At 59.6% G+C, this 5,106-nt stretch carries 1 protein-coding gene and 4 pseudogenes; 4 read left to right on the top strand and 1 reads right to left on the bottom strand.

Translation table 11 applies throughout. The features are described 5' to 3' along the window. Positions 1 to 648 precede the first annotated feature (648 nt). A pseudogene (locus CINSTRO3249_RS12590) lies at positions 649 to 1,388 on the bottom strand (UTRA domain-containing protein). A 195-nt stretch (positions 1,389 to 1,583) separates the two neighbouring features. Here CINSTRO3249_RS12590 and CINSTRO3249_RS12585 point away from each other — a divergent pair. From CINSTRO3249_RS12585 to CINSTRO3249_RS12570, 4 genes and pseudogenes are all read left to right on the top strand, one after another. Then, positions 1,584 to 2,640 (top strand): annotated as a pseudogene (locus CINSTRO3249_RS12585) (ABC transporter substrate-binding protein). Between the two features lie 152 nt (positions 2,641 to 2,792). Then, positions 2,793 to 3,590 (top strand): annotated as a pseudogene (locus CINSTRO3249_RS12580) (alkaline phosphatase family protein). Further along, positions 3,587 to 4,423, top strand: coding sequence for an ABC transporter permease (locus tag CINSTRO3249_RS12575; RefSeq protein ID WP_074013531.1), 837 nt, complete (start codon positions 3,587 to 3,589; stop codon positions 4,421 to 4,423). Before CINSTRO3249_RS12580 ends, CINSTRO3249_RS12575 begins: the two are co-directional and overlap by 4 nt. 18 nt (positions 4,424 to 4,441) lie before the next feature. Next, positions 4,442 to 4,954, top strand: a pseudogene (locus tag CINSTRO3249_RS12570) (ABC transporter permease); the annotation flags it as partial. Positions 4,955 to 5,106: the final 152 nt, after the last annotated feature.

Genomic DNA, 5,106 nt, shown 5'->3' with positions numbered 1-5,106 from the left:
TCATATGCTGTTTAACCAGCGTCTGATATCGGCGGGTAAGGCGAGAGTCAATCCCGCCAACAGATAGGTTGAAATCATTCTGCAAAGTAATAACAGGTATCACGATAAATGTGTAGATACCTATGCTCTGACGGAGGCGTTTTAACCCGACGGTTGCGCCGCCGCTGCATGCCGCGTGGCGGCGGCGTAAGCGCTACGGGCTTGTTGCCCTCGGCGAGGCAATTTAACGAGGAGGCTGGGCCGGCCACGGCAGTTCTGCCGCCACAGCCTCCTGCCGCTCACCACACCTGTGCCGGGGCGGCCGACTTTGTCGCCGTCTTGGAGAGTGCCGTGGCGGCCGACTTTGTCGCCGTCGGGGAGGGTGCCGTGGCGGCCGACTGTTGCCGCCGTCGGGGAGGGTGCCGTGGCGGCCGACTGTTGCCGCCGTCGGGGAGGGTGCCGTGGTGGCCGACTGTTGCCGCCGTCGGGGAGGGTACCGCGGCGGCCGACTTTGTCGCCGTCGGGGAGGGTACCGCGGCGGCCGACTGTTGCCGCCGTCGGGGAGGGTACCGTGGCGGCCGACTTTGCCACCGCCGTGGAGTGTGCCGTGCGGCCGATTGTTGCCGCCGGCGGTTTGAGAGTACGCCATCCCATGTCTGTAGCGCGAGGTCATTCCGCCTCAACGCTAACGTGCAGGGCATCGTAGCGCCAGTACTCCAGATCGCAATCGATGATGCGGCCATGCTGGTCGCGGTTGATGCGGGTGATAAAGAGCGCCGGGCTATTTTCGGCGACCTTCAACGCCAGCGACGCCGCCGCCGGGAAGGTGGTGGGACACATATCGAAGCGCACGCGTCCGTAGCGGATATCATAACGAGTGGCGTAGGTTCGGTCAGCGAGGCGGTGAGATCCTGCTGCAATATCGCCGGAAAAAAGGCCGGATTCAAGTAATGCTCAACGTACAGCACCGCCCGGCCATCGATCCGCCGTACCCGGCGGATGCGATAAACCCTGGCAGCTGGCGGCAGCGCGAGCAGGCCGCATAGCATTGCCGGCGCTTCCACCTCCCGGGCGTCCAGCACCAGCGTGGCCGGACGTCGCCCCTGATCGCGCGCCATGGCGTGGAAATGGCTGCGCTGCAGCGGGTTATACACCACCCGCGGCGGGCTGACGAACCAACCGCGCCGTTCTTCGCGGTAAATGACCCCTCTGGCCTCAAGCTGCCCCAGCGCTTCACGCAGGGTGATGCGGGTGGTGGCAAAGTGCGCGCTCATCATCCGCTCCGCCTGCAGTCGATCGTTATGGCCCAGCCGACCGGCGTCTATCCAGTTGGCGATAGTTTGGCAGATGGCATCCACCGTCCTGTAGCGCGCGCTCTCGCCGGGGGAGAGCGCCTTCTCAATGAGCATGTTTATCACCGCTATGTCTGTATTTGATTGCTCGTTTTTTCGCCAGCAGCGGCAGCGTTAAAGAAACCATAACAAAAAAACGGCCCCAAGAGCGGCTGTCATTAAATATTCATCCCGCTGCGCTAGATTGGCTTGGCTTTACTGGACTAGACCAGTAAGGCCAGGCAATTTCATCCTCAATGCGGAGCTTCAGCTATGAAATTTTTGTACGCTTCTGTGTTAACGACAGCGCTGCTGGCCATCGGCCCGGCAGGCTATGCCGCGGCAGCCGACAACGTGGCGGCGCTGGCGCAGGCGGCGCGCCAGGAAGGTCAGGTCATGAGCGTCGGGATGCCCGATTCGTGGGCCAACTGGAAACAGACCTGGCAGGATTTGGCCAGCCAATACCAGATACAGCACAGCGATACGGATATGAGTTCCGCGCAGGAAATCGCCAAATTTCTGGCGGAAAAGAATAACGCCAGCGCCGATATCGGCGATGTTGGCGTCTCTTTTGCCCCGCTGGCGGTACAAAAAGGGGTGACGCAACCCTATAAACCCAGCACCTGGGATCAAATTCCTGCCTGGGCGAAAGATAAGGACGGCCACTGGGCGGTGGCCTACACCGGCACCATTGCTTTTATCGTCAATAAACAGACGGTGAAAAATATTCCCCACAGCTGGGCGGATTTGCTTAAGGGCGATTATAAGGTCGCCTTGGGAGATGTCGGCACCGCGGCACAAGCGGTAAATGGCAGCCGCTTATGCCATGGGCGGCAACGAAACGAATCTGCAACCGGGCCTCGACTTCTTCGCCAAATTGGCTAAAGCCGGCCGGCTGGGCTTGAACGATCCCACTATCGCCGCGCTGGAGAAAGGCGAAGTGGACGTCGGGATCATCTGGGACTTTAACGGCCTGAACTACCGCGACACCATTGATAAAACCCGGTTTGAAGTGCTGATCCCCGCCGATGGCACTATCACCTCCGGCTACAGCACCATCATCAACAAATACGCCAAACATCCCAACGCCGCCAAATTCGCCCGCGAATATATCTTCTCGGACGCCGGGCAGATCAATTTGGCCCGCGGCTACGCCCGTCCGATTCGCGTCGAGCATCTGACGCTGCCGGCTGACGTCCAGGCGAAACTGCTGCCCGAGGAACAGTATAAGAATGCCCACCCGATAGCCGATACCGCGGCCTGGGAAAAGAACGCCAAAGCGCTGCCGCGTCTGTGGCAGGAAAACGTGATGATGACGATGAAGCAATAAACAGATTTCCCTGGCGCCGTGCCGGCGGTATGGCCCTTCTCGCCGGCGGCGCGTCGACGGCCAGGGGATCGGCGCCGGTGTCGCGCGCCTCGCGGCGGTAATCGACCGCGGCGGGGACGTCCGCGCGAGACTGACAGGCATGAGGAACGGGTGTGAAAACAATTTTAGTGATATTGGACGGACTCAGTTATGTGGTGGCCTATGACGCCATGGGTTACCTGCACGGCGAATGCGCCGCCGGGCGCGGCCGGCTTTACTCGCTGACCTGCGAGTTGCCGTCGTTATCGCGTCCGTTGTACGAATGTATTCTCACCGGCGTTCCGCCGGTAGTAAGCGGGGTGGTACATAATGAGATTATCCGCCTGTCGCACCACCGCAGTATTTTCCATTTTGCGCGCGCGGCCGGACTCACCACGGCGGCAGCGGCTTATCATTGGGTGAGTGAACTGTATAACCGCGCACCCTTCAATGCCGCGGAAGACAGACACACGCTGGCGCCAGCGCTGCCGATTCAGTACGGGCATTTTTATCATGCGGATCATTACCCGGATTCCCACGTGTTCGAGGATGCAGAAAGCTTGCGCCTGCGCCATCAGCCTGACTTCCTGCTGATCCACCCGATGAATATCGATGATGCCGGCCATCGCCACGGCCTGTCGACGCCCCAGTACCGCAACGCCGCGCGCCACGCCGATGGTTTACTGTCGCGCTGACTGCCGGGGTGGCTGGCGGCGGGCTATCAGGTCATGGTGACCGCCGATCACGGTATGAATGACGATCGCAGCCACGGCGGTATTCTACCGGAAGAACGCCAGGTGCCGCTGTTTGTGTTCGGCGACGCCTTCACCCTCGCCCCGGCGCGGCCTCTGCAAACGGAACTCTGCGGCACGATATGCCAATTGCTCGACGTCGACCACGACAGACCAGCCTGCGGGGATCTGCTGCGATGAACGGCAAAGGAATGGCGGCGCTGGTGCTCCTGCCGTTTGCGCTGTTATTCAGCGCGTTTCAATTAGCGCCACTGGTGTGGATGGCTATCGGGAGTTTCTTGAGCGACCTCGACGGATGGGGTCTTGCCAACTACCGCACGATCTTCAGCTCGCCGTTCTATCGCCAGGCAATGCAGTTTTCCTTGCAACTGACGTTTTCCTCCAGTTTATGCGGTCTGCTTATCGCCACCGTCGCCAGCTACTCCTTACACCGACTGGGCGCCTCGCGCCTGCGCGACGGCGCCATCGCCTTCACCAATATGACCAGCAACTTTACCGGTGTGCCGCTGGCTTTCGCCTTCATTATTTTGCTGGGCGCCAACGGCTGCGTCACCTTGCTGCTGCGCCGCTACGGCTGGATTACGGATTTTAGTCTGTACTCCAAAACCGGCTTAACGGTGCTTTATACCTATTTTCAGATCCCCCTGGGCGTGCTGCTGCTGTATCCCGCCTTCGGCGCGCTGCGCGAAGAGTGGCGCGAATCCGCAGCGCTGTTGGGTGCGAGCCGTTTGCGTTTCTGGCGGCACATCGGCTTGCCGGTATTGACCCCGGCGCTGCTCGGCACCTTCGTGATCTTGTTGGCCAACGCGCTCGGGGCTTACGCCACCCTCTTTGCGCTGACCACCGGTAATTACAACATCATTCCGATCCGCATCTCCGCGCTGGTGGCAGGGGATCTCGACCTCGACCCGCACCTGGCCAGCGCATTGGGTATGGTATTGGTGGCGCTGATGGTGTTGATAACCTTGGTGCATCAACTGCTGGTGCGCCGCAGCTATATCCGCGCGCTCTAAGCGCGCAAGGAGAAAGGGATGAGTCAGGCTGAATTGCTCTGGCACCGCAGTGTGGTGGTTATGCTGCTGGTGGTGCTGTTATTACCGCTGGCGGCAACGCTGGTTTATGCCCTCAGCAGCAGCTGGGGGGCAACGATTTTACCGCAAGGCTTCGAGCTAAAATGGTTTTTGGATTTATGGCGTGACCCGCGTTTTTTAACCGCGCTGGGGCATTCTCTGCTTATTTGTCTGGGCGCGCTGCTGCTATCGGCGTTGTTGGTGCTGCCGGTGATTTTTATCATCGCCTACTTTTTCCCTTGGCTGGATGGGGTGATGAATATCTTCATCCTTTTGCCGTTCGCCGTCCCGCCCATCGTCTCCTCGGTAGGGCTATTGCAACTGTATTCCGACGGCCCGCTGGCGCTGACCGGCACCCCCTGGATATTGATCGGCTGCTATTTTACTTTGATGTTACCGTTCATGTACCGCGCCGTGAGCAACAATATGCAGGCTATCAACCTGCATAGTCTAATGGATGCCGCCCATCTGCTGCATAGGTATCTACACATCAGGGAGGAGGCTTAAGAGCAACTCTCGCTAAATGAGTAAGTTCTTCCAGACTATATTCCGATAATAATTTTAGTGTATTCAACAAGATGGATAGGCCAGCGAGCAGAGCAGGAGCGCTCTCTCTGCGGCCTCGC

Source organism: Candidatus Sodalis sp. SoCistrobi (assembly GCF_900143145.1).
Taxonomy (GTDB): domain Bacteria; phylum Pseudomonadota; class Gammaproteobacteria; order Enterobacterales; family Enterobacteriaceae; genus SoCistrobi.
Note: the sequence above shows the minus strand (reverse complement) of the source record. Positions and strands in the feature narration are given on the sequence as shown.